Source organism: Micromonospora sp. RTBAU3-60 (genome assembly GCF_054963695.1).
Map to the genome: position 1 here is coordinate 43,373 of NZ_JBUEGB010000016.1, position 26,531 is coordinate 69,903.

General features: G+C 73.4%; 27 protein-coding genes. 12 read left to right on the forward strand and 15 right to left on the reverse strand.

The annotated features are described in order from the left end of the window. Position 1 precedes the first annotated feature (1 nt). On the reverse strand, positions 2-256 hold the full coding sequence (locus ACY34I_RS17995; RefSeq protein WP_073839598.1) for a DUF6343 family protein: 255 nt from the start codon (positions 254-256) through the stop codon (positions 2-4). Between the two features lie 172 nt (positions 257-428). Here ACY34I_RS17995 and ACY34I_RS18000 point away from each other — a divergent pair, with 172 nt between their 5' ends. Beyond that, the gene (locus tag ACY34I_RS18000) at positions 429-1,043 is read left to right on the forward strand and encodes an antibiotic biosynthesis monooxygenase (protein ID WP_462756145.1); all 615 of its coding nucleotides are present in this window, start codon (positions 429-431) and stop codon (positions 1,041-1,043) included. A 43-nt stretch (positions 1,044-1,086) separates the two neighbouring features. Here ACY34I_RS18000 and ACY34I_RS18005 read toward each other — a convergent pair whose 3' ends face one another. The 3 genes from ACY34I_RS18005 to ACY34I_RS18015 form a co-directional block, all read right to left on the reverse strand. Beyond that, positions 1,087-1,812 carry an EcsC family protein gene (locus tag ACY34I_RS18005; RefSeq protein ID WP_462756146.1) on the reverse strand — a complete coding sequence of 242 codons (726 nt, stop codon included), beginning with the start codon at positions 1,810-1,812 and terminating at the stop codon, positions 1,087-1,089. Between the two features lie 37 nt (positions 1,813-1,849). Continuing rightward, positions 1,850-1,993, reverse strand: a complete 144-nt coding sequence (locus ACY34I_RS18010; protein ID WP_187413336.1) for a hypothetical protein — start codon at positions 1,991-1,993, stop codon at positions 1,850-1,852. 110 nt (positions 1,994-2,103) lie between these two features. Then, entirely contained in the window at positions 2,104-3,012 is a 909-nt protein-coding gene (locus ACY34I_RS18015) for a peptidase M23 (protein WP_462756147.1), read from the reverse strand. A 436-nt stretch (positions 3,013-3,448) separates the two neighbouring features. Here ACY34I_RS18015 and ACY34I_RS18020 point away from each other — a divergent pair, with 436 nt between their 5' ends. The 3 genes from ACY34I_RS18020 (at position 3,449) to ACY34I_RS18030 (ending at position 5,650) form a co-directional block, all read left to right on the forward strand. Next, positions 3,449-4,369: a proteasome assembly chaperone family protein gene (locus ACY34I_RS18020; RefSeq protein ID WP_462756148.1), complete on the forward strand. Its 921-nt coding sequence runs from the start codon at positions 3,449-3,451 to the stop codon at positions 4,367-4,369. Positions 4,370-4,514: 145 nt separating this feature from the next. Then, complete coding sequence (locus ACY34I_RS18025) at positions 4,515-5,312, forward strand: exodeoxyribonuclease III (protein WP_462756149.1); 798 nt, start codon at positions 4,515-4,517, stop codon at positions 5,310-5,312. Between the two features lie 17 nt (positions 5,313-5,329). Then, entirely contained in the window at positions 5,330-5,650 is a 321-nt protein-coding gene (locus ACY34I_RS18030) for an antibiotic biosynthesis monooxygenase family protein (RefSeq protein WP_123239989.1), read from the forward strand. 17 nt (positions 5,651-5,667) lie between these two features. Here ACY34I_RS18030 and ACY34I_RS18035 read toward each other — a convergent pair whose 3' ends face one another. Further along, complete coding sequence (locus tag ACY34I_RS18035) at positions 5,668-6,336, reverse strand: Crp/Fnr family transcriptional regulator (protein WP_462756150.1); 669 nt, start codon at positions 6,334-6,336, stop codon at positions 5,668-5,670. Between the two features lie 111 nt (positions 6,337-6,447). Here ACY34I_RS18035 and ACY34I_RS18040 point away from each other — a divergent pair, with 111 nt between their 5' ends. Continuing rightward, the gene (locus ACY34I_RS18040; RefSeq protein WP_462756151.1) at positions 6,448-6,711 is read left to right on the forward strand and encodes a YciI family protein; all 264 of its coding nucleotides are present in this window, start codon (positions 6,448-6,450) and stop codon (positions 6,709-6,711) included. A 19-nt stretch (positions 6,712-6,730) separates the two neighbouring features. Here ACY34I_RS18040 and ACY34I_RS18045 read toward each other — a convergent pair whose 3' ends face one another. Then, complete coding sequence (locus ACY34I_RS18045) at positions 6,731-7,405, reverse strand: class F sortase (protein WP_462756152.1); 675 nt, start codon at positions 7,403-7,405, stop codon at positions 6,731-6,733. A gap of 9 nt (positions 7,406-7,414) precedes the next feature. Then, on the reverse strand, positions 7,415-8,023 hold the full coding sequence (locus tag ACY34I_RS18050) for a hypothetical protein (RefSeq protein ID WP_462756153.1): 609 nt from the start codon (positions 8,021-8,023) through the stop codon (positions 7,415-7,417). 124 nt (positions 8,024-8,147) lie between these two features. On the opposite strand from ACY34I_RS18050, the gene trmB reads away from it, so the two are divergent. Together trmB and ACY34I_RS18060 are read left to right on the forward strand one after the other, a co-directional pair. Further along, a complete protein-coding gene (trmB, locus tag ACY34I_RS18055; protein ID WP_462756154.1) occupies positions 8,148-8,852 on the forward strand; it encodes a tRNA (guanosine(46)-N7)-methyltransferase TrmB in 705 nt (234 codons plus the stop codon). 108 nt (positions 8,853-8,960) lie between these two features. Continuing rightward, the gene (locus tag ACY34I_RS18060; protein WP_462756155.1) at positions 8,961-11,465 is read left to right on the forward strand and encodes a DEAD/DEAH box helicase; all 2,505 of its coding nucleotides are present in this window, start codon (positions 8,961-8,963) and stop codon (positions 11,463-11,465) included. A 12-nt stretch (positions 11,466-11,477) separates the two neighbouring features. On the opposite strand, the gene ACY34I_RS18065 is transcribed toward ACY34I_RS18060, so the two are convergent. Beyond that, positions 11,478-12,395, reverse strand: coding sequence for an ArsR/SmtB family transcription factor (locus tag ACY34I_RS18065; protein WP_462756156.1), 918 nt, complete (start codon positions 12,393-12,395; stop codon positions 11,478-11,480). A 129-nt stretch (positions 12,396-12,524) separates the two neighbouring features. Here ACY34I_RS18065 and ACY34I_RS18070 point away from each other — a divergent pair, with 129 nt between their 5' ends. From ACY34I_RS18070 to ACY34I_RS18080, 3 genes are read left to right on the forward strand one after another with little or no spacing between them, the layout of a single operon-like run. Next, the gene (locus tag ACY34I_RS18070; RefSeq protein WP_462756157.1) at positions 12,525-12,695 is read left to right on the forward strand and encodes a hypothetical protein; all 171 of its coding nucleotides are present in this window, start codon (positions 12,525-12,527) and stop codon (positions 12,693-12,695) included. Continuing rightward, on the forward strand, positions 12,692-13,936 hold the full coding sequence (locus ACY34I_RS18075; protein WP_462756158.1) for an MFS transporter: 1,245 nt from the start codon (positions 12,692-12,694) through the stop codon (positions 13,934-13,936). The genes ACY34I_RS18070 and ACY34I_RS18075 overlap by 4 nt, the downstream gene beginning before the upstream one ends. Positions 13,937-13,977: 41 nt before the next feature. Then, positions 13,978-14,625, forward strand: coding sequence for a hypothetical protein (locus ACY34I_RS18080; RefSeq protein WP_462756159.1), 648 nt, complete (start codon positions 13,978-13,980; stop codon positions 14,623-14,625). A gap of 124 nt (positions 14,626-14,749) precedes the next feature. Here ACY34I_RS18080 and ACY34I_RS18085 read toward each other — a convergent pair whose 3' ends face one another. The 4 genes from ACY34I_RS18085 to ACY34I_RS18100 form a co-directional block, all read right to left on the reverse strand. After that, positions 14,750-15,694: an ABC transporter substrate-binding protein gene (locus ACY34I_RS18085; protein WP_462756160.1), complete on the reverse strand. Its 945-nt coding sequence runs from the start codon at positions 15,692-15,694 to the stop codon at positions 14,750-14,752. A 34-nt stretch (positions 15,695-15,728) separates the two neighbouring features. Further along, the gene (locus ACY34I_RS18090) at positions 15,729-16,568 is read right to left on the reverse strand and encodes an ABC transporter ATP-binding protein (RefSeq protein ID WP_148794178.1); all 840 of its coding nucleotides are present in this window, start codon (positions 16,566-16,568) and stop codon (positions 15,729-15,731) included. Continuing rightward, on the reverse strand, positions 16,565-17,605 hold the full coding sequence (locus ACY34I_RS18095; protein ID WP_462756161.1) for a FecCD family ABC transporter permease: 1,041 nt from the start codon (positions 17,603-17,605) through the stop codon (positions 16,565-16,567). The genes ACY34I_RS18090 and ACY34I_RS18095 overlap by 4 nt, the downstream gene beginning before the upstream one ends. Before the next feature lie 103 nt (positions 17,606-17,708). Next, positions 17,709-18,755 carry a FecCD family ABC transporter permease gene (locus ACY34I_RS18100; protein WP_462756162.1) on the reverse strand — a complete coding sequence of 349 codons (1,047 nt, stop codon included), beginning with the start codon at positions 18,753-18,755 and terminating at the stop codon, positions 17,709-17,711. Positions 18,756-19,056: 301 nt separating this feature from the next. On the opposite strand from ACY34I_RS18100, the gene ACY34I_RS18105 reads away from it, so the two are divergent. Next, the gene (locus ACY34I_RS18105) at positions 19,057-19,416 is read left to right on the forward strand and encodes a YciI family protein (RefSeq protein ID WP_462756163.1); all 360 of its coding nucleotides are present in this window, start codon (positions 19,057-19,059) and stop codon (positions 19,414-19,416) included. Positions 19,417-19,422: 6 nt separating this feature from the next. Here the strand turns inward: ACY34I_RS18105 and ACY34I_RS18110 are convergent, their stop codons facing one another. Beyond that, positions 19,423-19,890, reverse strand: coding sequence for a cytidine deaminase family protein (locus tag ACY34I_RS18110; RefSeq protein ID WP_462756164.1), 468 nt, complete (start codon positions 19,888-19,890; stop codon positions 19,423-19,425). A 146-nt stretch (positions 19,891-20,036) separates the two neighbouring features. Here ACY34I_RS18110 and hrpA point away from each other — a divergent pair, with 146 nt between their 5' ends. Then, on the forward strand, positions 20,037-24,077 hold the full coding sequence (gene hrpA, locus ACY34I_RS18115) for an ATP-dependent RNA helicase HrpA (protein ID WP_462756165.1): 4,041 nt from the start codon (positions 20,037-20,039) through the stop codon (positions 24,075-24,077). 61 nt (positions 24,078-24,138) lie between these two features. Here the strand turns inward: hrpA and ACY34I_RS18120 are convergent, their stop codons facing one another. Both ACY34I_RS18120 and ACY34I_RS18125 read right to left on the reverse strand, forming a co-directional pair. After that, a complete protein-coding gene (locus ACY34I_RS18120; RefSeq protein ID WP_462756166.1) occupies positions 24,139-25,446 on the reverse strand; it encodes a hypothetical protein in 1,308 nt (435 codons plus the stop codon). A 122-nt stretch (positions 25,447-25,568) separates the two neighbouring features. Then, a complete protein-coding gene (locus tag ACY34I_RS18125; protein ID WP_462756167.1) occupies positions 25,569-26,498 on the reverse strand; it encodes a LysR family transcriptional regulator in 930 nt (309 codons plus the stop codon). Positions 26,499-26,531: the final 33 nt, after the last annotated feature.

Below are 26,531 nucleotides of genomic sequence, written 5' to 3' on the forward strand. Positions count from 1 at the left end.
GTCACTCGAACAGTGAGTGCCGCACGCCCGGCTCCTCACGGTGGCGGGCGGCGCGACGGCGCTGGATGACGACCAGGTCGACCACGGCCACGACGGCGAGGAGCGCGCAGACGACGCCCAGCCAGACGACGTGGGCCCAGAACGCCACCACGGCGAAGAAGGTCATGATCACCAACCCGAAGGTGGCGAGCACGAGCCGCAGGTTCAACGCGCTGTACGCGGCGTTGATCCGGCGGCGGGGCTGTGATCGCGTCATTCTTCCGGGCTACCCCCACACGGGCGGGGCTAACCGACCCGCCCGCGCTCGCCGCCCCGGTGAGGCCGGGCCACCCGGCGGGTATGCGGGTGGATGCGACCGCCCGGTGGGTTGCGTTACACCGGTACCCGTGACCCGGGCCGATCCCGACGGCGGCGGGAAGGATGAGGGCATGACCATGACCGACGCGGTGCCGGTGACCGTCGCCGTCGCCCGGCGTGCCGATCCCGCGCGTACCGACGAGATGGTGGCGTGGATGCGGGCCGGGACGGCGCTGGCGGAGAGCTTCCCCGGCTTCCTCGGCGCGGGTTTCGTGCAGAGCGCGCCCGGTTCGCCCGAGTGGCACGTGATGTACCGGTTCGCCGACGACGAGACGCTGCGCCGCTGGGAGGAGTCGCCGCAGCGGCACTGGTGGCTGAGTTCGGCGCAGGGCATCGTCGAGCACACCCGGGTCGAGCGCCGCACCGGCATCGAGGGCTGGTTCGACCCGCCGGTGGACCACGTGGTGGAGACGATCACCGGGGCCGACGCCGGGCCGGCCGAGCCGCCCACCCCGCCCCGGTGGAAGCAGGCGGTCACCATCTGGCTGGCGTTCTTTCCGCTGAGCCTCGCCGCGACCCTGCTCACCGCCCGGTTCGTCGCCGACGTGCCGCTCGCGGTGCGGACGCTGCTGACCACCCTCTGCCTGACCCCGCTCATGACCTACCTGGTGCTGCCCCGGATCACCCGGGTCCTGCACTGGTGGCTGCACGGCCATCCCGCGCCGTGGCGGCGCGGGGCACGCTGACGCTGGGGCGCTCTCCGCATCGGCGACGTGGCGCCGACGCGGGTCAGGGGCGTCGCTGTTCCGGCAGGTGCCCCGCGCCGGCGGGTCGGTAGAGCGCCCGGGACCGGTCGGCGAGGTCCTTGGTGGCGGACGAGTTGGCCCAGGTGCCGAGGACGATCGCGGCGCCGGGGACCACCTTGGCGACCATCCGCTTCGCCGCGCGCACCCCGGCCATCCGGGCCAGCCGGACGCCCAACTGGAGCATCGCCCTGCCCAGCGGGCGCTCCCCGGCCATGCCGAAGAGCGCCCCGGCGCGCTCCCGCCCCGCGGCCACCCCGAGCGCGAGCCGGGCGCTCTCGGCGACCTTGTGCACCTTCTGCAGCACGAGCAGGTCGGTGGCCCGGTCGGGGTGCGTCGGGTCGACGCCGTAGGCGGCCGCCACGTGCAGCACCAGCCGGGCCTGGGTCCAGGCCAGCACCCCGACGTCGATCACCGCGCCGGGGAGCCCGGCCGCCCCGGAGACCGCGCCGGAGAGCCGGGCCCGGTTGACGAACCGACGGACCGCCTGGTCGGCCAGTTCGTCGGCGCCGATGTCGGGACGCAGCGCGCGTTCCCGGGCGGCCCACTGCGCCGCCTCCGGGCCCAGCCGGCGCACCGCCTCCAGCGCCAGGTGCTCCGGGGCGTACTGCGGGTCGTCCCGCATCCGGTCCCAGAGCGTGCCCGGCAACGTGTCGGGGACGTCCTGCGGCGTGGGAACGGTGGACCCGCCGTCGACGGGTGAGTCGGTCACGAGGGGCTCCCGATGGTCGAGCGGAGGGGCGTACGGGTCAGCGACGGCGGGACAGCCGGGCGGCCAGCTGCCTGAGCCGGCGCTGGTTCTCCGGCTTGGCCAGCTCGCGCCGGCCGCGCGCGACCAGTTGCTGACCGCGGGGCGACCGCAGGAAGGCGACGATCCGTTGCAGTGGTGACATGGCGTCCTCCTGTCCGCGGTCCCACCTCATGTGTACCCGGGACCGGCAATCCACCGGTACCCGGGCCGCCGCTCCGGCAACCGTCCACAGTGGCCGACAAACCGCCCCGGTCAGGCCAGGATCGCGTCGACCACCTCGGTGGCGCGCCACTCGTGCTGGGCGTACGCCCACGGGAACGCGGAGACCTGCACGGCCTGGGCGGCATCGGTGAGCGCCATGTCCTGCCAGCCGGGGATCTGCACCAGGGCGGTGAGGAACTGCCTCGTGGCGTACGCGGGCTGCATCAGGTCGCGCACCGAGCCCCAGCCGCTGCTGGGGCGCTGCTGGAACAGCCCGACCGAGTCGTGGTCCCAGCCGATGGCCTGGTGCGGGTAGTTCTGCGACTCGGGCAGCACGCCGCTGGCGTAGTTGTAGAGGTTGCTCTCCTGCATGGCGGTGGCCACGGCGATGATCAGGCCGCGCCGGGGCACGCCCATCGCCCGGCCGGCCTGGACGATGGCCTTGGCGTTGTCCATCTGGTCCTGGTCCAGTCCGGCCACCGGGACGATCCGCTTGGGCTTCGGCTTGGGCTTCGGCTTCGTGGTCGCCGGCGTGGTGGCCGGGGCGGCGGTCGAGGCGACCGGGGCCGGGGTCGAGGCGGCGGGGGTGGGGGGCGAGGGGGTGGGGGTCTGGCGGTCCAGGCCACGGGAGGCGGCGTCGGCGGCCGCGCGCTGGGCGACCTCCTGGGCCGGCGTGGGGGTGGCCGAGCCGTCGACCGCGTCGGCGCCGACCTGGCTCACACCGAGCAGGCCGAGGCAGCAGACCGCGCCGGTGGCCACCGCCAGCCTGGTCCGGCCGGGCCGGGGGGCGAGGGGGTTAGCGGCGTCGCCGAAGCGGGTACGGAGGAAGCCGAGGGAGAAGCGTCGGGGGGTGGCCGGCTCCACGGAACCGGTTGACCGAACGGTGGAGTGGGTATCGTCCGAACGGTCAGCCGAACCGCCGAGGCCCTGATGGTCGTCGAAGGTGCCGTCGTCACGCATTCGACGAGGCTAGGCAGAAGGACGGCTGATCACCCAGGGTGATCTGGTGGCCCTCGTCACAATTTGCCCCGCTCAAACCGGGCAGGATGCCGCGATCTCTATCAATTGGTGTTGACCTTCCCCAAACGCGCGAACCTCTGGACCGCCATGAGGCGGGTGGCCCCGGGCAGGAACCTCGCCAACATCCCCAGGGCATCCCACGATCGACTAACTCATCCTTTCGGCTGATCCCCCATTCGGCTGTTCTCCGGCCAGCCGGGCAAGATCAGCGGATTCGCCCCGGTCTGCTCCCCGCCGTCGCCGAATCGTGATCATTGTTTCTGGGTGCAGCCGGCCCGTAACGGAATGGACCACGCCAGCCGGTACGTTTTGCCGAACGGGATGGTTCGTTTCCGCACGGCCACCCGTACGCGCGTCTCCAGGGAGGTCCGAACCGGTGCTCGACCCACACGAGCTCTACGAACTCAGCGACGATCTGCCCGAGCTCGGTCAGCCCGTGCTGATCCAGGCGCTCACCGGCTTCGTCGACGCCGGCAGCGCCACCCGGCTGGCCCGCGAGCAGCTCCTCACCTCCCTCGACGCACAGCCGGTCGCCCGTTTCGACGTCGACCAGCTCTTCGACTACCGCTCCCGCCGGCCGGTGATGACCTTCGCCGAGGACCACTGGGCCGACTACGAGGCCCCGGCGCTGGAGCTGCACCTGCTGCGCGATGACGACGAGACCCCGTTCCTGCTGCTCACCGGCCCGGAGCCGGACCTGCAGTGGGAGCGTTTCGTGGCCGCGGTCGCCGGCCTGTCCACCCGGCTGGACGTCCGGCTCACCGTCGGGCTCAACTCCATCCCGATGGCGGTGCCGCACACCCGGCCCAGCGGGGTCACCGCGCACGCCACCCGGCGCGAGCTGATCGCCGGCCACGAGCCGTGGCTCCAGCGGGTCCAGGTGCCCGGCAGCGTCGGCCACCTGCTGGAATACCGCCTCGGCGAGCAGGGTCGCGACGCCCTCGGCTTCGCCGCGCACGTGCCGCACTACGTCGCCCAGGCGGAGTACCCGGCCGCCGCCGAGGCGCTGCTCGCCGCGGTGTCCCGCAGCACCGGGCTGCTGCTGCCCCGGGACGGCCTGCGCGCCGCCGCCGAGGTGGTCCGGGTGGAGATCGACCGCCAGGTCGCCCAGACCGAGGAGGCGGCGACCCTGGTCCAGGCCCTGGAGGAGCAGTACGACACGTTCGCTCGGGGCCGCGGCCAGAAGAACCTGCTGGCCGCCGAGACCGGCCCGCTGCCCACCGCCGACGAACTCGGCGCCGAGCTGGAGCGTTTCCTCGCCGAGCAGACCCGCCCGGGGGACACCCCCGAGCGCTGACTGCCCAGCCGCGCGGACCCGACGCACGAGCCGGCGAGACACCCCCGAGCGTTGACCGGCAGCCGAGCGGACCCGACGCACGAGCAGCGCGACACCCCGCCACGCTGACTCGGCGCGGCGGCGGGTGATGCGGCAGGCTGGACCCATGCGCCTGGCGACCTGGAACGTCAACTCGGTGAAGGCCCGCCTCCCCCGGCTGCTGGACTGGCTGGCCACCACCAAGCCCGACGTCGTCTGCCTGCAGGAGACCAAGTGCCCCGACGGGGCGTTCCCGGTCGCCGAGGTGGGCGAGCTGGGCTACGAGGCGGCCAGCCACAGCGACGGCCGGTGGAACGGGGTGGCCATCCTGTCCCGGGTCGGGCTGGCCGACGTGGCGGTCGGCTTCCCCGGCGAGCCGGGGTTCCCCCTGCCGGAGGCCCGCGCCCTCTCGGCCACCTGCGACGGGCTGCGGGTCTGGTCGGTGTACGTGCCCAACGGCCGGTCCCCCGACGACCCGCACTACGCGTACAAGTTGGCCTGGCTCGCGTCGTTGCGTGACGCGTTGGAGCCGGAACTGACCGCCGCGCTGCCGCTGGCGGTCTGCGGGGACTTCAACGTCGCCCCGACCGACGCCGACGTCTGGGACCCGGCGCTCTTCGTCACCTCCACCCACGTCACCCCGGCCGAGCGGGCGGCCCTGGCCGCGCTGCGGGACCTCGGGCTGAGCGACGTGGTGCCCACCCCGATGAAGGGTCCGCACCCGTTCACCTACTGGGACTACCGGGCCGGCATGTTCCACCAGAACAAGGGCATGCGGATCGACCTGGTGTACGCCTCCGCGCCGTTCGCCCGCGCGGTCCGCTCCGCGTACGTGGACCGGGAGGCGCGCAAGGGCAAGGGCCCCTCCGACCACGCGCCGATCGTGGTGGACGCGGACCTGGTGCCGGCCGTCGAGACGTTCTGAACCCGTAGGGTGGGACCATGGCAGTGGTGAAGATCAACGCGATCGACGTCCCGCCCGGCGCGGGTGCGGAGCTGGAGAAGCGGTTCGCCGCCCGGGCCGGCGCGGTGGAGAACTCCCCCGGCTTCCTCGGCTTCGAGCTGCTCCGCCCGGTCGCCGGGGAGAGCCGCTACTTCGTCTACACCCGCTGGGAGTCCGAGGAGGCCTACCAGGCGTGGGCGCAGGGGCCGTCCCGGGCCGCGCACGCGGGTGGCGAGGGCGGCGAGCCGCGCAAGCCGGTCGCCACCGGGGCCACGCTGCTGGAGTTCGAGGTGGTCCAGCAGGTCCCCGGCAAGGGCTGAGCCGGGCGCGGGCGGAGCTACCGCGCCCCGGCCCCGGCCGTGGCGAGCCGGCGGGCGTCGAGCACCACCACGGCACCGGGCTCGGTACGCACGGCACCGGCCGCGGCGAGCGCCCGCAGGGCCCGGTTGACGGTGACCCGGGACAGGCCCAGTTCCTCGCCCAGCCCCTGCTGGCCGCCGGGCAGCACGATCCGACGGGTCGGGCCGGTCATGGCTTCGACGAGCCAGTCCGCGACCCGGGCGAGCGGCCGGGCCGCGGCGACCCGGACCCGGGCCCGCCGGTCCCGGTTGACCTGCGCGGAGATCTGTCGCAGCACGTGGTCCCGCACGGCGGGCAGGTCGTGCAGGAGTTCGTGCAGCGCTTCGCCGGGCACCAGCCGGATCCGGCAGGCGTCCACGGTGGTCCAGGTCGCGGTGTGCGCCCCGGCGTCCAGCACGACGGCCTTGTCGACCAGGCAGGGGCCGGTAACCGCGCCGAACCGCACCAGGGCCCCGTCGACGGTGTGGTAGCCGGCGGACAGGGTGCCGTGCTGCAGCACGATCAGACTGCGGGCGGGCTCCCCGAACCGGGCGACGGCCTGGCCCGCGGGCACCCGCTGGACCGGATGACGCCGGGCGATCCGCTCGCGGCGGGCCCCGTCGAGCAGCGCGAACAGCGGCACCGCGGCGAGCTCCTGGTCGTCCATCCGGTAAGTATCACGCGGCACGGGCCGAGCCGGCGCGGGCCCGGACGACGGTCGCCCGGCGCGTATCCCGGGATACAGCGGGCGGCGGGAGACGTGCCTAGCGTGGGCGGCATGGTCGTACTGGAACTCGCCTTCACCGACGACGAGCGTCGGCTCGCCGCCCGTCCGGCCCACCGCGAACGGCTCGCCCGACTGCACGCGGAGGGACGCCTGGCGGCGGCCGGCCCGTGGCAGGACGACTCCGGGGCGATGCTCGTCTTCCGGGTCGACGTAGCGGCCGTGCGGGAGATCATGGCAGCCGATCCCTACTACACCACCCCCGGCGTGACCGTCGCGTCGCTCCGCCCGTGGCGACCGGTGGTCGGAGCCGGCTGAGCGGGCAGGGCTGAAGCGGTCAGGGTTTCCGGGTGTCGGCCAGCGAGGCGAAGGCGATGACGTTGTCCTCGTAGCCGGTCCGCCCGCCGACCCACTCGCCGCCGCAGGTGATCAGGCGCAGCTCGGACGGGCCGTCGTCGCCGTACACCCGGTCGGCGGGAAGGTTGGCCTTGTCGAAGTGCTCGACGGTGTCCACCGTGAAGGTCACCATGCTGTGGTCCGCCCGGGTCACCTGGATCCGGTCCCCCGGCTTGAGGTCGCGCAGGTGATAGAAGACCGCCGGTCCGCTCTTGGTGTCGACGTGCCCGACGATGATCGCCCGGCCCGGCTCGCCCGGGACAGAGCCGCGGTCGTACCAGCCGGTCTGGTTGTGCTGGCTCAGCGGCGGTACGGCGATCGAGCCGTCCTTCGCCTGCCCGACCGGGGTGATCGGCGCGGTCACCTTGATCGCCGGCACGGAGAGGCTCACCGGTCGGCTGGCGGTCGCCGCCGCCCGCGCCGGTTCGGCGGCGCGCTGCGTCGGCCCGACGGCCGCGTCCAGGAGGTCGAACGGCCCGGCGGTGCGGCCCAGCCCGGCCCCGGTGGCGAAGACTCCGACCAGCACCAGCACCACCGCGAGGGGCGTCGACCACGGGCTGCGTCCGCGGGCGGGCGCCGTCCGGGCGGGCGGTGGGGAGGCGGGGGGCGCGATCATGGGCGAGCCTCAGTGGCGGGCGACGCCACGGACGGTACGGGGCCGGCGCGCGGCGGCCACGCCGATCACCGCGCCGGCCACGGTCAATGCCAGCCCGGCGGGCACCAGCAGGCCGCCCAACCCGATCCCGGCCGTGCCACCGAAGCCGGTCGCCGGCCCACGGCTCGGCGGCGCGGCGGTGCGGCTGGGCGGCGGGCCCTTCACCACCTGGAGCATCGTCGACGCGGTCTGCCCGCTGGGGCACTCGAGCTTGACCCGGTAGTTGCCCGGGCGGGTGCGCTCCCGGACCATCGGCGAGGCGGTGAGCAGCCCGCGCTGCGGCTGCACCTGGACCCGGCCGAAGGCGTCGGAGACCACGATCGCCGGCACCGAGTTGTCCCGGCAGCTCGCCCGGATGCCGACCAGGAATCCGGGCTGCACGGTGCTCGGGGTGACCTCGACGAAGACCAGGTCGACGGGCTGCTGTTGCTGCTGGCTCTGCTCCGCCGGACCCGGGGTCGGTCCGGCGGCGAGCGCGCCGGGTGGCGGGGCGGCCAGCGCGGGGACCGCGCCGAGCAGCGGGGCGGCGCACGCAGCGGCCACGATCAGCATCGCCCCGCGTCGCGTGACTGACACCATGACCCCTCCTGGGCTCCGACGGTGTCGGGTGGCGGGCCACCCGTCCTGCCGTGGATGAATCCTCTCACCCCCGGTCGCACATCACATCCGATCCGCGGCAACGGTCGCGTACGCTCGGGTCGCTGTGACCTCTGTCGACCAGAACCCCACTCCGCCGGCCCACGTCGCCCGGATCCGCACCTTCCATCCGCGCCGCGGCCGGATGAGCGACCGGCAGCGCGACGCACTGGCGCGGCTCTGGGCCGCGTACGGCCTGGAGATCGCCGACCTGGACGGGCCGTTCGATCCGACGGCGCTGTTCGAACGGCGGGCGCCGCTGGTGCTGGAGATCGGCTCCGGCATGGGCGACGCCACCGCCGCGATGGCGGCCGCCGACCCGGACCGACACTATCTGGCGGTTGAGGTGCATACGCCCGGAATTGCCAACCTGCTCGAACTGGTGGAGCGGCACGGGCTGACCAACGTTCGGGTGGCCCGGGGCGACGCGCTGGACCTGGTCCGGGCGATGCCGGCGGGCTCGCTGGACGCGGTGCACGTCTTCTTCCCCGACCCCTGGCCGAAGGCCCGCCACCACAAGCGACGGATCATCCAGCCGGCGCACGTGGCGCTGCTGCGGTCCCGGCTGGCCCCCGGCGGCACGCTGCACTGCGCCACGGACTGGGCCGAGTACGCCGAGTCGATGCGTGAGACGTTGACCGCCGACCCGGAGTTGGTGGACGTGCACGGGGACTACGCCCCCCGCCCGGCACACCGGCCGGTGACCAAGTTCGAGCGCCGGGCGTTGACCGCCGGCCGCCCGATCTTCGACCTGGTCCACCGCCGGAGGTGACCGGAGGGGTCCCTGCTTGACGCCTGGCATGGCAAAAGGGGCCTTTCCGAACAGCCGGGGCGGCCCGGTTGGCGCGGCGGGCCATGATCCAGGCACCATGGAGCGGCTATGACCCTCACCGCCGCGCTGCCGAAGAGCGCCGACCCCGACACCCTCTACGACGCGTTCGCCGGCTGGGCGTCCGAGCGCGGCCTCGACCTCTACCCCCACCAGGAGGAGGCGGTCATCGAGATCGTCTCCGGCGCGAACGTGATCATGAATACGCCGACCGGCTCCGGCAAGAGCCTGGTGGCGATCGCCGCGCACTTCGCCGCCCTGGCCGACGACCGGACCACCTTCTACACCGCGCCGATCAAGGCGCTGGTGTCGGAGAAGTTCTTTGCGCTCTGCGAGATCTTCGGCGCGGAGAACGTCGGCATGCTCACCGGCGACGCCAGCGTCAACGCCGACGCCCCGATCATCTGCTGCACCGCGGAGATCCTGGCCAACCTGGCGCTGCGCGAGGGCACCCGGGCCGACGTCGGCCAGGTGATCATGGATGAGTTCCACTTCTACGCCGAGCCGGACCGGGGCTGGGCCTGGCAGGTGCCGCTGATCGAACTGCCCCAGGCGCAGTTCGTCCTGATGTCCGCCACGCTCGGCGACACCACCCGCTTCGTCGACGACCTCACCCGGCGTACCGGGCGGCCGACCGCCGTCGTCCGCTCGGCCGAGCGGCCGGTCCCGCTCCTCTTCTCGTACGCGATGACCCCGCTGCACGAGACCCTGGAGGAGCTGCTGGAGACCAAGCAGGCCCCGGTGTACGTCGTGCACTTCACCCAGGCCGCCGCGCTGGAACGCGCCCAGGCGCTGATGAGCGTCAACGTCTGCACCCGGGCCGAGAAGGACATGATCGCCCAGGCGATCGGCAACTTCCGGTTCACCTCCGGCTTCGGCAAGACGCTGTCCCGGCTGGTCCGGCACGGCATCGGCGTGCACCACGCCGGCATGCTCCCCAAGTACCGCCGCCTCGTCGAGACCCTGGCCCAGGCCGGGCTGCTCAAGGTCATCTGCGGCACCGACACCCTCGGGGTCGGCATCAACGTGCCGATCCGCACCGTGCTCTTCACCGGCCTGTCGAAGTACGACGGGACGCGGACCCGGCTGCTCAAGGCCCGCGAGTTCCACCAGATCGCCGGCCGGGCCGGGCGAGCCGGCTTCGACACCCTCGGGCGGGTGGTGGTGCAGGCCCCCGAGCACGTCATCGAGAACGAGAAGGCCCTGGCCAAGGCCGGGGACGACCCGAAGAAGCGGCGCAAGGTGGTCAAGAAGAAGCCGCCGGAGGGCTCGGTCGGCTGGGGGAAGCCCACCTTCGACCGCCTGGTGGAGGCCGAGCCGGAGCCGCTGACCTCCAGCTTCCAGGTCAGCCACTCGATGCTGCTGAACGTCATCGGCCGGCCCGGGGACGCGTTCGCCTCGATGCGGCACCTGCTCACCGACAACCACGAGGACCGGGCCGCCCAGCGGCGGCACATCCGCCGGGCCATCGCCATCTACCGCGCGCTGCGGGCCGGTGGCGTGGTCGAGGAGTTGCCGGAGCCGGACGAGCAGGGCCGCCGGGTCCGGCTCACCGTCGACCTCCAGCTCGACTTCGCGCTCAACCAGCCGCTGTCGCCGCTCGCCCTGGCGGCCATCGAGCTGCTGGACCGGGAGTCCCCGTCGTACGCGCTCGACGTGCTGTCGGTGATCGAGTCGATCCTCGACGACCCCCGCCAGGTGCTCTCCGCCCAGCAGTTCAAGGCCCGTGGCGAGGCGGTCGCCGCGATGAAGGCCGAGGGCATCGAGTACGAGGCCCGGCTGGAACTGCTCGACGAGGTGACCTGGCCCAAGCCCCTGGCCGAGCTGCTGGAGTCGGCGTACGAGATGTACCGGCAGGGGCACCCCTGGGTCGCCGACCACCAGCTCTCCCCTAAGTCGGTGGTCCGCGACATGTACGAGCGGGCCATGACGTTCCCCGAGTACGTGCAGTTCTACGGGCTGTCCCGGTCCGAGGGCCTCGTGCTGCGCTACCTCGCCGACGCGTACAAGACGCTGCGGCAGACCGTCCCCGAGGACGCCAAGACCGAGGAGCTGGTCGACCTCATCGAGTGGCTCGGCGAGCTGGTCCGCCAGGTCGACTCCAGCCTGATCGACGAGTGGGAGCGGCTGCGCAACCCGTCCGACGTCGAGGCGGTCGCCGCGTCGCTGGACGACCGGCCGCCGGCGGTCACCCGCAACGCCCGGGCGTTCCGGGTGCTGGTCCGCAACGCGCTGTTCCGCCGGGTCGAGCTGGCCGCTCTGCGCCGCTGGGATCTCCTCGCGGAGCTGGACGCCGAGCACGGGTGGCACGCGGACGCGTGGGCGGACGCGTTGGAGCCGTACTTCGAGTCGTACGACGAGATCGGGGTCGGGCCGGACGCCCGCGGGCCGGCGCTGCTCATGATCGAGCAGGGCCGGGAGCGGTGGACCGTACGCCAGATCCTGGACGACCCGGAGGGCGACCACGACTGGGGGATCAGCGCCGAGGTCGACCTGGCCGCCTCCGACGAGGCGGGGGCCGCGGTCGTGCGGATCACCGCCGTCGGGCAACTGTAGGGCCTCGTTGGGTCACCGATCGGGGGACTGGCCGGCCAGTTGATCGCCGAGGGGGCTGCGCCGGTACAGCACGTGCCGGCCGTCCCGGGTGCGGGTGATCAGTCCGGTCGCGTGGAGCACCCGCAGGTGCTGCGACACGGCGCTGGGCGTCACCGTGAGCCGGCGGGCGATCTCCACCGTCGCCGGGGGCTCGTCGAGGAGGCCGAGCAGGCGCGCTCTGGGCGCGCCGAGAAGCGAGGTGAGGGCGCCGGCGTCCGTGGTCGGCGTCGGCGCCCACAGCGTCGCCACGCCGCGACAGGGGTACGCCAGCACCGGTGGTTCGTCCCGGCTGACCGGCGGGGCGGGCTTGTGGGCGAACACGGACGGCACCAGCAGCAGGCCCCGGCCGGAGGCGGCGACGCGGTGCCGGCCGATCATCTTGTCGATGTGCAGCACGCCGTCGTGCCAACGCAGGTTCGGGTGCATGTCGGCGAAGAGCAGGCGGGCGCCGCCCACGGCCAACTGCCGGGCGCGGTAGGTCATGTCGGCTTCCAACACGAGTCGCAGCTGCGGCCAGGCCGGCCTGATGGCGATCTCCCAGTAGCGCGCCAGGAGGTCGCAGACGGCCTCCCGGAGCCGGCGGACGCCCGCATCGCCGCCCCCGGTGGCCTCCTGCAGTACGTCCGGCAGCCGGCCCCGGGTGTACACGGCCAGCAGGTCGCGGCGCACGACATCCGGCGGCGTCCGGCGTACCCCGGCCAGTTCGTCGTCGAAGGCCGCGGCGAAGCTCGCCGGTCGGGGGGTGAGGAAATCCGGAACGGCGCGGTCCGGTCCGACCAGGGACATCAGCAGGCCGGTGTCGAGCCCGTCGAGGCTGCCGAGCACCGACCGGCGCCACGGCAGGTGCAGCGCGTACAGTCCCGGCTCGCGCAGCACCCGGAGACTGAGCACGGTCTCGTGGAGCGGCGAGATCGCGAACCGGGTGTCGGCGAGGTCCTCAACGCCGAGCGCAAAGCTGATCGTTAAGCCACACGCTACATCCTTTGGGCGGCGACCCACCCCTGCCGTGGACTGGCAGGCATGACACGCGAGATCAACTTGTCGATCCCGGCCGCACGGCGTACGGCTGGGGACGGCCGCACGGCCGCCGCGATCGATCGGGGTGACCGCGCTCTCGCCGACCGGCCCAGCCCTGCCCGCAGCGGAACGTCCCTGGCGGCCGGGGTCGAGGTGCTGGCGAGGCTGCGGTGAGCCGCCGGCTGCTGCTGCTCCTCGCCCTCGCCTGCGGGGTGGCCGTCGGAAACATCTACTTCCCACAGACCGTCGCCCCACTGGTCGCCTCCGGCCTGCGGGTCAGCCCGGACTCGGCCACCCTGGTGGTGACCGCGGTGCAGTTCGGCTACGCCGCCGGGGTGTTCCTGCTGGTGCCGCTCGGCGACCGGTTCCCCCACCGCCCGCTGATCACCATCCTGCTCTGCCTCACCGGGCTGGGACTGCTCGCCGCGACGGTGGCCCCCACGCTGCCGCTTCTCGTCGGCGCGAACGCCCTCGTCGGGATCGCCACCGTGGTCGCCCCGATCATCGGCCCCATGGCGGCCGGACTGGTGGCCGACGACCAGCGTGGCGTGGTCAGCGGCACGCTGCTGAGCGGCTCGATCGGTGGCATGCTGCTGTCCCGTACTGCCGCCGGAACGATCGGCGACTGGTGGGGCTGGCGGGCGCCGTACCTGACGGCCGCGACGTCCGTACTGCTCATCGCGGTGGTCATGGCCCGCGTACTGCCGGCGACGCGACCGTCGTCCGGGCACCGGTACCCGGCGCTGCTGGGCGAGCCGCTACGCCTGCTGCGCACCGAGCCCGAGCTGCGCCGCTCCTGCCTTTACCAGGCCACCGTCTTCGCCGGGTTCTCCGCGGTCTGGACCGGCCTGGCACTGTTGCTGACCAGCCCGGCGTACGGCCTGGGCGCACCGGCGGTCGGGATGCTCGCCCTGGTCAACGCGGCGACCATGCTCTGCACCCCGGTCGCCGGACGCCAGGTGGACCGTCGGGGCAGCGATGCGGTCAACCTGGCCTGCCTGGTCGGCGTCGGCATCTCGGCGGCCGTTCTCGCGTTCGCCAGCCTGGGTGGGGCGAGGGGCCTGGCGGCCCTGGTGCTCGGCACGTTGCTGCTCGATGTCGCGATGCAGTCCGGCATGGTCGCCAACCAGGTCCGCAACTACACCCTGCGCCCCGAGGCCCGGAGCAGAGTCAGCACCGCCTACATGACCTGCGCCTACCTCGGCGGCAGCGCGGGTTTATGGCTCGGGGTCCGGGCCTACGCCCACCTCGGCTGGCTGGGCGTGTGCGGCCTGCTGGCGTTGCTCGCCGAGGTCGCGCTGACCCGGCACCTGGCGATGGCCACCGCCGCCGGGCAGGGACCGGCCGTAGTGGCCGTCCAGAAACCTGACCTCCGGCCCTTCCCATCCCTGGGCGATGTCAGACCCGTCGATTAGAATGTATGTACTAATCGAGCCGTTGACCTGGGAGGATGCTCGTGACCGCGCCCACCTCCACCGCCCCTCTGACTCCCTACGCCACCCTCCTCGGCTTCACCCGGTACGTCGATCGCACCGGGCCCACCAAGGCCACCTTCGTCGGGGGCCTGCGCCGGCAGCGGGCGAGCAAGTCCGGCTTCAACCCGCACGGACAGTTCGTCAAGGCGCTCAAGGCCGACGTCGCCTTCCACACCGGTGGCACCCACCTGGCCCAGGTCGCCGACCTGGTCAAGCCGCGCTGGCGCCCGCTCTACGAGGCCCTCGTCCCGGGCGCGGCGACCTGGCTGCACTCCCTCGGCGAGCCGGCGGGCGTCGACCTGGCGCAGACCCGGGACGCCCTGGCCATGCTGGGCGACCTTCCCGTCAAGATCAACCCGCACTTCGGCGTCCGCTACGCCGACGGGCGCGCCGAGGCGATCCGCCTGCACTTCGACGAGGCCCCGCCGAGCGAGGAGGCCGCCCTGGCGACGCTGCACCTGATGGCCCGCCACATGGACGCGGTCCTGCCGCACGCCGAGCCGGTGCTGGTCGACGTCCGGCGCGGCGAGGCCCACCGCATGCCCGCGGACGTCAAACCCGAGCAGGTCGAGCAGTGGCTCACGGGCGAGGCCGCCGCCTTCCGCGCTATCTGGTCCACGGCCGCCTGACCCTTCCCCCGGCGTCTTCGCTTGGTGTCACGTCGGCGATGTGGCGGTGTCGGGCTGGCCCGGACACCGCCACATCGGGGAACCGGCGCGTCGTGGTGCCGGGCCGGCGCGACGGTGGGACGGCTCAGGCGGAGAGGTACTTCTCGAGGTCGTCGAGGATCTTGTTGGCGGCGCCGACGCCGATGCCGGTCATCCAGATCTCGTCGGAGACGACGTGCGCCTTGCCCGCCTTGACCGCGGGGAGGTTCTTCCAGAGCGTGCCACCGGTGACCTTGGCCTGCTCGGCGGCGGCCTTCTCGCCGTACGCGGTCACGAAGATGACGTCTCCGTCGGCCTCGCCGATCCGCTCCGGGCTCACCCGGTCCATCCGCTTGTCCTCCTTGCCGGCGAGCAGCTGCCGTTCGGGGCGGCCCAGGCCGGTGTCGCCGATCACGATGCCGGAGAACGAGTCCGGCCCGTACAGCCGGATCTCGGTCGGCATGAAGCGGACGATGGAGACCTTGCGGTTGGCGGCGTCGCCGAGCTTGCCGCCGAACTCCTTGGCCCGGGCCTCGTACTGGGCGAGGAGGTCCTTGGCCTGCTGTTCCCTGCCGAGCGCCTTGCCGTCGAGGAGGAAGTTCTCCTTCCAGGTGATGCCCACCTTCTCGGTGAAGACCGTCGGCGCGATGGCGGACAGCTCGTCGTAGAACTTCTCCTGGCGGAACTTGCTGCCGAGGATCAGGTCGGGTTTGAGCGCGGTGATCGCCTCCAGGTCGGGCTCGGTGAGCACGCCGACCTCCTTGATGCCGGCGAGCTTGTCCGCGCCGAAGTAGGTGGGCCAGCTCTTCGCCTGACCGGCGACCGCCGCGCCGACGGGCGTGACCCCGAGCGAGAGCGCGGTGTCGATCTTGTCGGTGTCGAGCACCACCACGCGCTTCGGCTCGGCCGGCACCCTGGTGGTGCCCATCGCGTGGGTGATCTCCCGGGTCTCCCCGGTGGCCGTACCGGGCGCGGGGTCGCTCTCCCCGCAGGCGGTGAGGCCGACGCCGAGGGCGAGGGCCGCGGTGAGAGCGGCGGCAAGGCGACGCATGAGGGTCCTTTCTCGAGGTACGGGGTCGACGCGTTCAGGCGTCGCCGACGGAGGCGCCGGCCGGGGCCGGCGTGGTGGCCGGTACGGCCGACGTGTGGGTGAGGCCCGGCACCACCAGCGGGGCGCCGGTGACTGGGCAGGGCACGACGACGCAGTCGAGCCCGAAGACCTCCCGGACCAGGTCGGCGGTGAGGATCTCGCGCGGCGGGCCGGCGGCGACCACCGCGCCGGCCCGCATGGCGATCAGGTGGTCGGCATACCGGGCGGCCTGGTTGAGGTCGTGCAGCACGGCCACGACGGTGCGGCCGCGTTCGGTCCGCAGCCGGTGCAGCAGATCGAGCACCTCGACCTGGTGGGCGAGGTCGAGGAAGGTGGTCGGCTCGTCCAGCAGCAGCGCGTCGGTGTCCTGGGCGAGGGTCATGGCGATCCAGACCCGCTGGCGCTGCCCGCCGGAGAGGGTGTCCACCGGGCGGTCGGCGAGCCCGGCGACATCGGCCAGGGCCATCGCCTGCTCGACCGCCCGGCCGTCCTCGGCGGACCACTGCCGCCACCAGCTCTGGTACGGCTGCCGACCCCGGCCGACCAGGTCCGCCACGCTGATCCCCTCGGGCACGAGCGGGCTCTGCGGCAGCACGCCGAGGCGGCGGGCCACCTCACGGGTCGGCAGGTCGCGGATCACCGCGCCGTCGAGCAGCACGGTGCCACGTCGCGGAGTGAGCAGCCGGGCCATGGTGCGCAGCAGGGTGGATTTGCCACAGGCGTTCGGCCCGACGATCACGGTGAACGCGTCGGCGGGCAGGTCGAGATCGAGCCCGTCCAGGACCGTCCGGCCCTCGTAGCCGACGACCAGGTCGCGGGTGGAGAGCGTGGTCACGACCGCCTCCCTCGGAGCAGCAGGAACATCAGGTACGGCCCGCCGATCGCGGCGGTGAGCACGCCGGCTGGGAGTTGGGTGGGGGCGAAGAGGCGACGGCCGGCGAGGTCGGCCAGCACCAGCAGCAACGCCCCGAGCAGCGCCGCGCAGAGCAGCGGCGGCCGCTCCGCCCGGACCAGCCGCCGGGCCACCTGCGGGGCGACCAGGGCGACGAAGTCCACCGCGCCCACCTGGGCGGTGACCATGGCGGCGGCCAGCACGCCGGTGGCGGCCAGGCCGATCCGCCGGGCCACCGGCCGCACTCCGACGCCCCGGGCGGTGTCGTCGTCCAGGGCGGTGCTGCGCAGCGCCCAGCCGGCCCAGACCAGCACGGGCAGCAGCAGGGCCAGGGTCACGGCGATCCAGACCGTCTCGGTCCAGCCCTTGCCGGCGAGCGTGCCGATCAGCCAGATCTGGGCGCGCAGCCCGTCGATCGGGTCGGCGGTGAGCATCACCACCTCGGTGAGCGCGCGGAACGCGAACGCCACCGCCACCCCGGCGAGGACGAAGCGCTGCGCGGCCAGCCCGTGCCGGGAGCCGAGGGCGAACAGCAGGACCGCCGCGACCAGGCCGCCGAGCAGCGCCGCCGGGGCCACCAGGACAGCCGCCGCGCCGCTGGTGAGGGCCACTGTCGCGGCCAGCCCGGCGCCCTGGGTGACGCCGACGACGTCGGGGCTGGCGAGCGGGTTGCGGGCCACGCTCTGGATCAGGGTGCCGGCCACGCCGAAGGCCGCCCCGGCCAGCGCCGCGAGCACCGCGCGGGGCAGTCGCAGGTCGAGGACCACGAGGTCGTACGGGGTGCCGGCGCCGGAGAGCGCGCGCAGCACGTCGGCCGGCGCGACGTACGGGGTGCCGAGCGAGAGGCTGAGCACGAGGGCGCCGACGAGCAGCAGGAACAGCGTGGCGGCGACGAGCGCCGGGCGGCGGCGCACCGGGACGGCCAGCGGCCCGACTCGCAGCAGCGACCGCCCGGGCAGGGTGGTGGTCGGCGCGCTCATGATGCCTCCGCCGCGGCGCGATCCCGCATCTTCTGCCGGCCAGGTGCGGCGGCTGCCCCCGTTGCCGGGGCCACCGGTGCGAGATCGCGGGGGCTGGCGGCGTTCATGCCGTCACCACCCGGGCGCGGCGGACCAGGAAGGCCAGCAGCGGGGCGCCGATCAGCGCGGTGACGATGCCGGCCGGGACCTCGCCCGGCGGGTCGACGAGCCGGCCGACGATGTCGGCGCCGAGCAGCAGCGCCGGCCCGAGCAGCGCGGCGACCAGCAGGGTCCACCGGTGGTCGGCGCCGACCAGGGCCCGGGCCAGGTGCGGCACGGCCAGCCCGACGAAGGCGATCGGCCCGGCGGCGGCGACGGCGGCGCCGGTGAGCAGCACACCGCCGAGGCCGGCGCCGAGGCGTACCAGGGCGATGCGGTGGCCCAGGCCGCGGGCGACGTCGTCGCCCAGGGCGAGCGCGTCGAGGCCCCGGGCGACCACGGCGGCCAGCACCGCCCCGGCGAGGACGAACGGGAGCACCTGCCCCGCGACTCCGACGTCCCGGCCGGTGAGCCCGCCGACGACCCAGAAGCGGTAGTCCTCGAAGGTGCGCGCGTCGATGCTGAGCAGCGCATACACGACGGCACCGAGACTGGCGTCGAGGGCCGCGCCGACCAGCGCGAGGGTGACCGGGCTGGTGCCCTCGCGGGTGCGGTTGGCGACGGCGAAGACCAGCAGGCCGGCCAGCAGCGCGCCGGCGATGCCGAACCAGACGTATCCGGTGAGCGTGCTCACGCCGAAGACGGCGATCGCCAGCACGACGCCGAAGGACGCCCCGGCGCTGACCCCGAGGATGCGTGGCTCGGCGAGGGGGTTGCGGGTGACGGCCTGGAAGAGCACCCCGGCGACCGCCAGGGCGAGGCCGACGACCACCCCCAGGGCGGTACGCGGCAGGCGCAGCTCCCGGACGATCGTGCTGGCCTCCCCGCCGTCCGGGGCGGTGAGCGCGGCCCACACCTGGTCGACGGGAAGCTGGCGGCTGCCCAGCGCCAGGCTGGCCAGCAGCGCGACGGCGAGCAGGAGCGCCGCCGCCAGGGCCACCGCGACGCGACGACCGGCGCGGCGGCGGATCGGGGCGTCGACCTGGGCGGGCCGGACGGCGACGGTGGTCACGGGGTTGGTCCCTCTCGGATTAGGTTCGCCTTACCTTAGCGGAGGAGGTTAGGCGGACCTAACTCGGGACCGTCGATCTGGAGAACAACAGGTTGCGCCTCCACCAGGGGGAGCCGAGACGGTGAGGGAGATGAACGGCGAGACGCGCTACTCGATCGGCGACCTGACCCGGCGGACCGGGCTGACGGTCAAGACCATCTGGTTCTACTGGCCCCGGTCCTCGACTGGTCGATCCGCGCCCTGCGGACCCGGACCTCGGGGTAGCCCCTTTTGGACCGGTTTGCGCTCCTACCCTGGGGACATGCGATTCGACCAGCACACCGTCGTCCTCCTGGTCCGTCCCGACGACCCGCCCGAGCTGCCTCGGGACGCGGCCGACCGGTTGCAGGACGCGCACCTGGCCCACCAGGCCGGGCTGGTGGAGCAGGGCGCCGTCCTCGCGGCCGGCCCCTTCCTCGGCGGCGACGACGAGCGGATCCGCGGTTTCGTGGTGCTGTCGGTGGACCCGCAGATGGCCCGCGAGCTCTACGCCAACGACCCGGCCGTACGGGCCGGGCGGCTGGTCGCCCAGGTGATGAGCTGGATGGTGCCGGAGGGCCAGGTTCGCTTCGAGCAGGTGCCGGTGCCCCGCTCGATGCTCGAGGCCGCCGCCGGCGACTGACCCGGCTCAGTCCTCCGCGGCCTGGCGGCTGCCCGGCACCACCGGCATCGGCCACACCCCGGTCCGCGGCACGGCCGGCACGTCGACCTGGTGGTCCGACCAGACGTACGTCTCGGGCAGCAGGTCGGCCACCGGGACCGCGCGCAGGCCGTCGGGCGGGCCGACGATCACCTTGATCGACGGGAAGTAGTCGAGGAGCACCTGGCGGCAGCGGCCGCACGGCGGGATGACCCCCCGGCCCCGGTTTCCCACCGCGACGATGGTCTCCAGGTCGCCGGCGCCCTGGGTGGCGGCGGCGCCGATCGCCACCACCTCGGCGCACGGTCCGCCGGTGAAGTGGTAGACGTTCACGCCGGTGAAGACCCGACCGTCGGTGGTCCGCGCGGCGGCGGCGACCGTGTGGTTGTCGCTGCGGCAGCGCAGCTTGGCAACGGCCGTGGCGGCCTGGACCAGTGCCCGGTCGGTGTCGCGCATGATCATCCCGTCCCGTCGTCAACCTCGATCGGCGGCCACTTTAGCCCGGTGACCGAGCGCGACCTGGGACGGCGCGCGCGGGACGCGGTCCGGCGGCGATAACCCGGGGGCGCTGTTCCCGGCGGCTGCCTATCCTTGGCCACGACATGCAGAATCCAGCCGTACCCGCCGCGCCCGAGACCGCCCGCGACCTGCACCGCCGTCTCTCCCCCCTGATGTTCAGTGACCAGCGCCGGCTCCAGCGGCGGCTGGACGGCGTCCGGAAGCTGCGGGACCCGCAGCGGCGCGAGTCGGCGCTCGCCGAGATCGCCGCCGACGTGGCGCGGGCCGAGGCGCGGCTGGCCGCCCGGCGGGCCGCCGTGCCGGCCGTCACCTACCCGGCGCAGCTGCCGGTCAGCGAGCGCAAGGACGACATCGCCGCCGCGATCCGGGACCACCAGGTGGTGATCGTGGCCGGCGAGACCGGGTCCGGCAAGACCACCCAGCTGCCCAAGATCTGCCTGGAGCTGGGCCGCGGGATCAACGGGCTGATCGGGCACACCCAGCCCCGGCGGCTCGCCGCGCGTACGGTGGCGGACCGGATCGCCGAGGAGCTCGGCACCGAGCTGGGCGACGTGGTCGGCTACAAGGTGCGCTTCACCGACCAGGTCAGCGAGCAGAGCCTGGTCAAGCTGATGACCGACGGCATCCTGCTGGCCGAGCTGCAGACCGACCGGATGCTGCGCCAGTACGACACGCTGATCATCGACGAGGCGCACGAGCGCAGCCTCAACATCGACTTCATCCTGGGCTACCTCAAGCAGCTCCTCCCCCGGCGTCCCGACCTCAAGGTGATCATCACCTCAGCGACCATCGAGACCGACCGGTTCGCCCGGCACTTCGCCGACGCCGAGGGCAACCCCGCGCCCGTCGTCGAGGTGTCCGGGCGGACCTACCCGGTCGAGGTGCGGTACCGACCGCTGGTCGAGGTGGTCGAGGCCGAGGAGGAGGACGACGGGGACGAGGAGAACGTCCGGGACCAGATCCAGGCCATCGGCGACGCGGTCGAGGAGCTGGCCGCCGAGGGACCCGGCGACATCCTGGTGTTCCTCAGTGGCGAGCGGGAGATCCGGGACACCGCGGAGGCGCTCGGCAAGCTGGTGGCGAAGAAACGGTCCCTGCTGGGCACCGAGATCCTCCCGCTGTACGCCCGGCTCTCCACCGCCGAGCAGCACCGGGTGTTCGCCCCGCACACCGGGCGCCGGGTGGTGCTCGCCACCAACGTCGCGGAGACCTCGCTGACCGTCCCCGGCATCAAGTACGTGGTGGACCCGGGCACGGCGCGGATCTCCCGCTACTCCAGTCGGCTCAAGGTGCAGCGGCTGCCGATCGAGCCGATCTCGCAGGCGTCGGCCAACCAGCGCAAGGGGCGCTGCGGGCGTACCTCGGACGGCATCTGCATTCGCCTCTACGACGAGCAGGACTTCGAGTCCCGGCCCGAGTTCACCGACCCGGAGATCCTGCGGACCAACCTCGCCTCGGTCATCCTCCAGATGACCTCGATCGGGCTCGGCGACGTCGGGGCGTTCCCGTTCATCGATCCGCCGGACCGGCGCAACATCACCGACGGCGTGCACCTGCTGCACGAACTGGGCGCGCTGAACCCGGCCGAGACCGACCCGGCGCAGCGGCTCACCCAGCTGGGTCGGCGGCTGGCCCAGCTGCCCGTCGACCCGCGGCTGGCCCGGATGGTGCTGGAGGGCGAACGGAACGGCTGCGCCACCGAGGTGATCGTGATCGCCGCGGCGCTCTCCATCCAGGACCCCCGCGAGCGGCCGGCGGAGAAGCAGGCCCAGGCCGACCAGGCGCACGCCCGGTTCGCCGACCAGGAGTCGGACTTCGTCGCGTTCCTCAACCTGTGGCGCTACCTGCGCGAGCAGCAGCGCGCCCTGTCCTCCAGCGCGTTCCGCCGGATGTGCAAGGCGGAGTACCTCAACTACCTGCGGGTCCGCGAGTGGCAGGACATCGTCAGCCAGCTGCGCCAGGTGCTGCGTACGCCCGAACCGGGTGAGGGGCGGCGCGGCCGGCGCGGCGGGCCGGCGGCCGACACCGACGGCGGTCGGCGCGGCGCCGGTGCGGACCTGCCGGAGGAGATCGACACCCCGAAGGTGCACCAGTCGCTGCTGCCCGGCCTGCTGTCCCACATCGGGCTCAAGGACGCCCAGAAGCACGAGTACCTGGGCGCGCGCGGGGCGAAGTTCGCGATCTTCCCCGGCTCGGCGCTGTTCAAGAAGCCGCCGCGCTGGGTGATGGCCGCCGAGCTGGTGGAGACCACGCGGCTGTGGGGCCGGGTCGCCGGCCGGGTCGAGCCCGAGTGGGTGGAGCCGCTCGCCCAGCACCTGGTCAAGCGAAGCTACAGCGAGCCGCACTGGGAAAAGAAGCAGGCCGCGGTGATGGCCTACGAGAAGGTCACCCTGTACGGCGTCCCGATCGTCACCTCCCGCAAGGTCAACTTCGGCCGGATCGACCCGGCGCTGTCCCGGGAGCTGTTCATCCGGCACGCCCTGGTGGAGGGCGACTGGCAGACCCACCACCAGTTCTGGCGGGACAACCAACGGCTCCTCACCGAGGTGGAGGAGCTGGAGAACCGGGCCCGGCGCCGGGACATCCTGGTCGACGACGAGACGATCTTCCAGTTCTACGACGAGCGAATCCCCGCCGACGTGGTCTCCGGCCGGCACTTCGACTCCTGGTGGAAGCAGACCCGCCGGGAGCAGCCCGACCTGCTCACCTTCACCCGCGAGCTGCTGATCAACTCCGGTCGCGGCGGGGTGGACGAGGCGGACTACCCGGACGAGTGGCGGGCCGACGGGGTGACCCTGCCGCTGACCTACACGTTCGACCCGGGCACGCCGACCGACGGGGTCACCGTGGACATCCCGCTGCCGCTGCTCAACCAGGTGCCGGCGGAGAGCTTCGACTGGCAGGTGCCCGGGCTGCGCGAGGAGCTGGTCATCGCGCTGATCCGGTCGCTGCCCAAGGCGATCCGGCGCAACTTCGTCCCGGTGCCCGACTACGCCCGGGCGGCCCTGGCGGCGATCACCCCCGGCGAGGAGCCGCTGCTCGACGCGCTCACCCGGCAGCTGCGCCGGATGACCGGGGTGACCGTGCCGCCGGACGCCTGGGACCTGGCCAAGCTGCCGCCGCACCTGCGGGTCACCTTCCGGGTGCTCGGCGAGGACGACAAGCCGGTCGCCGAGGGCAAGGACCTGCCGTCCCTGCAACGCGAGCTCCGCCAGGAGGTACGCCAGGTCGTCGCCGCCGCCGCGCCGGACGTGGCCCGGACCGGGCTCACCGAGTGGAGCCTCGACACCCTGCCGCGCACCATCGAGCAGGTCCGCGCCGGATACGCGGTGACCGCGTACCCGGCCCTGGTCGACGAGGGCGCCACGGTCGGGGTGAAGGTGTTCGACTCCCCGGCCGAGCAGGAGGCCGCACACTGGGCCGGCACCCGGCGGCTGCTCCGGCTGACCCTGCCGTCGCCGGCGAAGTTCCTCCAGGGCCGGCTCAGCAACGAGGCCAAGCTGGCGCTCAGCCGCAACCCGCACGGCGGGGTGCAGGGGCTCATCGAGGACGCCACCGGCGCGGCGATCGACAAGCTGATGGCGGACGCGGGCGGCCCGGCCTGGGACGCCGCCGGGTTCGCCGCACTGCGTGACCGGGTCCGCGCCGACCTGGTCGACACCGTGGTCGACGTGATGGGCCGGGTCCGTCAGGTGCTCGCCGCCGGGTACGCGGTGGAGCAGCGGCTCGGCGCGACGAAGAACCTGGCCGTGGTGGCTGCCCTGGCCGATGTCCGCAACCAGCTCGGCGGCCTGGTGCACAAGGGGTTCATCACCGAGGCCGGGTACGCCCGCCTGCCCGACCTGCTGCGCTATCTCACCGCGATCGAGCGCCGGCTGGACCGGCTGCCCGGCAACCCGCAGCGGGACAAGCAGCAGCAGGACCGGATCGCCGTGGTGCAGCGGGAATACCAGGACCTGCTGGCCGCGCTGCCGCCCGCGAAGCGGCAGTCGGCGGCGGTCCGGCAGATCCGCTGGATGATCGAGGAGTTGCGGGTGAACGTCTTCGCCCAGGCGCTCGGCACCCCGTACCCGGTGTCGGAGCAGCGCATCTACCGGGCGATGGACGACGCCGAGGGGCGTTGAGCCCGAACCGGACGGACGGGCGCGGGGCGATCTCTCGACCGTGACCCGCGCCCGTCCGGGCTCACGACTCCGACTTCTCGGCGGTCGGCACCGCCGTCACGACACGCCGCCGGCGGCCGGCCAGCAGCAGCAGGACACCGGCCAGCACCACCGCCGCGCCGATCCCGCCGATGAGTCCCACCTGGACACCCGTGATCGGCAGGGTGCCGCCTCCGGTGCCACCGCCGCTGCCGCCACCACCGGATCCGCCGCCCGACGGCGCGGCGACCACCGCCACCTGGAACCCATCGCGGTTGTCGCCGGGATCGAGCTCGGTGGCCACGACCGCCAGGGCATCCTGCGGCGCGCCGCTCCTGGTCGCGGGCGACGACCCGGTGACGGCCGGAGGCGACGGCTCCACGTCGGCCGGCCCCGGCGATTTGGCGTCCGCCGCACGGGTCGGCTCGGCGGGGCCGGACGGTTCGGTCTCCACCGCACCGGTCGGCGCGGCGTCGGCGCGGCCGGGCGCTTCAGCCTCGGCCGGGCCGACGGCGAGCGCTTCCACGGTGATCAGGCCGCCGGTCAGGGTGACCGGGGCGGTCGTGCCGGCCGCGACCCTCACCAGGTCGACAGCGGACAGCACAGAGTCGTCGCCCTGGTCCTCGCCGGCCGGCACCAGGACCCGGTCGGGATAGGTACAGGTCATCGAGCCCCGGCCCGCGGCGAGGGCACAACCCTTGCCGACCCGGGTGAAGGTGACGTGCGCGGGTAGCTTCGCGGTGAGCTTGATCCCGGCGGCAGGCCGGTCGCCGACGTTGCGCACGAGGTAACCGAAGAGCCCGTTCTCGCCGGGGTGCAGCGGCCCGGTCACGTCGGTGTCGCCGTTGGGCAGGACCCGGCCGGCGTGCCGCACGTCGCCGGCGCTGACGATCAGGTCCGGACCGTGACCACCGATGGTCACGCCGACGCGGGCCAGGTTGTTGCCCGGCTCCGGGTCCGTGCCGTCGTGCCTGGCGGTGAAGGTGATCGAGCCGGCGTCCCCGCTGGCACCCCGCAGCCGGGTGATCATGAACGGCCAGTCGAGGGCCATGCCGCTCGGCACGACGTCCATCTCGAGGCTGGCCGAGTGACACTCGTAGACCCCCGACTGCGGCTCATCACAGAGGACCGGCTCGACACGGACCTTCGACGTGTCCAGGTCGCGGGTGTCCACGACCAGCGTCGCGACGGGGACGTCGGCGGGGCCATGATTGGTCAGGGTGAGGTGGACGGGCTTGCCGGCGGAGTCCGCGGCCATGGTGACGTCCGGTGCGGTGACGTGAAGGTCGGCGATCGGCGCCGCGGCCGCCGGCGATGCCGCCCCGGCCGCCGCGATCAGGGTGGCCGCCACTACGGCGAGCCGAGCCCACAGACGCCTTTGTCGTGCCATCAGGTGCCCCCTGGGGTCTGAAATGGACAAGCAGCCGGAATGTAACCCGCGCCACAGGCAGTTCGCTGCCCCGCCACAGCGACCTAGAGCGGCTCCACGCCCGGCGGAAGCTCGTTGCCGACGGTGGCGTCGTGGACGTACTCCAGCAGGATGCGGCGCAGCTCGCGGCCGGCGTGGGTGGGCACCACATCGCGGCGGCGGGCCACCGCGATGGTCCGCCGTACGCCGGGCCGGGCGAGGCGGGTGACTCGGATGCCGGGCCGGCGGGCCACCGCGATGCCGGGCACCAGCGCGATGCCGAGCCCCGCCTCGACGAAGCTGAGCACCGCGTCCAGCTCGCCGCCGTCGACCGAGAGCCGCGGCTCGAAGCCGGCCTCCCGGCACGCCTGGAGGGTGGCGTCGCGCAGGTCGTAGCCCTCGCGGAACATCACCAGCGGTTCGTCGCGCAGGTCGGTGATGCGCAGCTCGCCGGTGACCGGGTCGGCCGGTAGCGGGTCCACCGAGGCGACCACCAGGCTCTCCCGCAGGATCGGGTCGGCGCGCAGCCCCGGGTCGGTGCCCGCCGCCGGCATGATGATCAGCGCCAGGTCGAGGTCGCCGCGGAGCAGGTCGCGGACCAGGTCCTGCGAGCCGCCCTCCTCCACCCGCAGGTCAACGGTGGGGTGGGCGTCGCGGAAGCGGCGCAGCACCAGGGGCGCGAGCGAGGTGGCCAGACTGGGCGTCGCGCCGAGCCGGACCCGCCCCCGGCGCAGCCCCACCAGCTCCTGCACCTCCCGGGTGGCGGTGTCGACGTCGGCGAGGATCCGCTTGGCCAGCGGCAGCAGCACCTCGCCGGCCGCGGTGAGGGCGATGTTGCCCCTTACCCGCTCGAACAACGGGGCCCCGAGGTCGGCCTCCAGGGCGTGAATTTGCTTACTCAACGAGGGCTGGGTAATGCCCACCAGGTCGGCAGCTTGGGTGAAATGTCGTACTTCTGCGACCGCAACGAAGTACCGGAGCTGATGGAGCTGCATCTACATAGCTTATGGCTATCAAGACTGCGCAGT

Bases quoted from the DNA above. Each gene is read 5' to 3' on its own strand.
- ACY34I_RS18070 (WP_462756157.1), top strand. From the start codon at position 12,525: ATGACACGCGAGATCAACTTGTCGATCCCGGCCGCACGGCGTACGGCT.
- ACY34I_RS18040 (WP_462756151.1), top strand. From the start codon at position 6,448: ATGGTCGTACTGGAACTCGCCTTCACCGACGACGAGCGTCGGCTCGCC.
- ACY34I_RS18015 (WP_462756147.1), bottom strand. From the start codon at position 3,012: ATGCGTGACGACGGCACCTTCGACGACCATCAGGGCCTCGGCGGTTCG.
- ACY34I_RS18095 (WP_462756161.1), bottom strand. From the start codon at position 17,605: ATGAGCGCGCCGACCACCACCCTGCCCGGGCGGTCGCTGCTGCGAGTC.
- ACY34I_RS18110 (WP_462756164.1), bottom strand. From the start codon at position 19,890: ATGCGCGACACCGACCGGGCACTGGTCCAGGCCGCCACGGCCGTTGCC.
- ACY34I_RS18010 (WP_187413336.1), bottom strand. From the start codon at position 1,993: ATGTCACCACTGCAACGGATCGTCGCCTTCCTGCGGTCGCCCCGCGGT.
- ACY34I_RS18085 (WP_462756160.1), bottom strand. From the start codon at position 15,694: ATGCGTCGCCTTGCCGCCGCTCTCACCGCGGCCCTCGCCCTCGGCGTC.
- ACY34I_RS18025 (WP_462756149.1), top strand. From the start codon at position 4,515: ATGCGCCTGGCGACCTGGAACGTCAACTCGGTGAAGGCCCGCCTCCCC.
- ACY34I_RS18105 (WP_462756163.1), top strand. From the start codon at position 19,057: ATGCGATTCGACCAGCACACCGTCGTCCTCCTGGTCCGTCCCGACGAC.
- ACY34I_RS18125 (WP_462756167.1), bottom strand. From the start codon at position 26,498: ATGCAGCTCCATCAGCTCCGGTACTTCGTTGCGGTCGCAGAAGTACGA.
- ACY34I_RS18060 (WP_462756155.1), top strand. From the start codon at position 8,961: ATGACCCTCACCGCCGCGCTGCCGAAGAGCGCCGACCCCGACACCCTC.
- hrpA (WP_462756165.1), top strand. From the start codon at position 20,037: ATGCAGAATCCAGCCGTACCCGCCGCGCCCGAGACCGCCCGCGACCTG.
- ACY34I_RS18000 (WP_462756145.1), top strand. From the start codon at position 429: ATGACCATGACCGACGCGGTGCCGGTGACCGTCGCCGTCGCCCGGCGT.
- ACY34I_RS18045 (WP_462756152.1), bottom strand. From the start codon at position 7,405: ATGATCGCGCCCCCCGCCTCCCCACCGCCCGCCCGGACGGCGCCCGCC.
- ACY34I_RS18035 (WP_462756150.1), bottom strand. From the start codon at position 6,336: ATGGACGACCAGGAGCTCGCCGCGGTGCCGCTGTTCGCGCTGCTCGAC.
- ACY34I_RS18050 (WP_462756153.1), bottom strand. From the start codon at position 8,023: ATGGTGTCAGTCACGCGACGCGGGGCGATGCTGATCGTGGCCGCTGCG.
- ACY34I_RS18030 (WP_123239989.1), top strand. From the start codon at position 5,330: ATGGCAGTGGTGAAGATCAACGCGATCGACGTCCCGCCCGGCGCGGGT.
- ACY34I_RS17995 (WP_073839598.1), bottom strand. From the start codon at position 256: ATGACGCGATCACAGCCCCGCCGCCGGATCAACGCCGCGTACAGCGCG.